The organism is Bartonella sp. AA81SXKL (genome assembly GCF_042196945.1).
Lineage (GTDB): Bacteria > Pseudomonadota > Alphaproteobacteria > Rhizobiales > Rhizobiaceae > Bartonella.
This window is the reverse complement of record NZ_JBHIRH010000314.1, coordinates 335-634: the sequence shown is the minus strand read 5'-3', so window position 1 is coordinate 634 and position 300 is coordinate 335. Positions and strand designations below refer to the sequence as shown.

Below are 300 nucleotides of genomic sequence, written 5' to 3'. Positions count from 1 at the left end.
GAAGTGTTCCTATTAACTTGCATTTTTTTTTAATTTCTCCTACCGTTTTGCAAAAATTAATTTTGAAGGAATAAAGAATGACAGCTCAAGATTATGTTGTCAAAGATATCGCACTTGCTGCTTATGGTCGTAAAGAACTGGATATTGCTGAAACGGAAATGCCCGGTTTGATGGCTTGTCGTGAGGAATTTTCTTCCAGCCAACCTTTGCGCGGAGCACGTATTTCTGGTTCATTGCACATGACCATTCAAACAGCTGTTTTGATTGAAACGCTCAAAGCAATTGGAGCCAATGTCCGGT

The 300-nt window shown here is 39.7% G+C and carries 1 pseudogene; it reads left to right on the top strand.

The window, feature by feature from the left end:
* Positions 1-77: 77 nt before the first annotated feature.
* Positions 78-300: pseudogene (locus ACFINZ_RS11360) on the top strand (adenosylhomocysteinase); the annotation flags it as partial.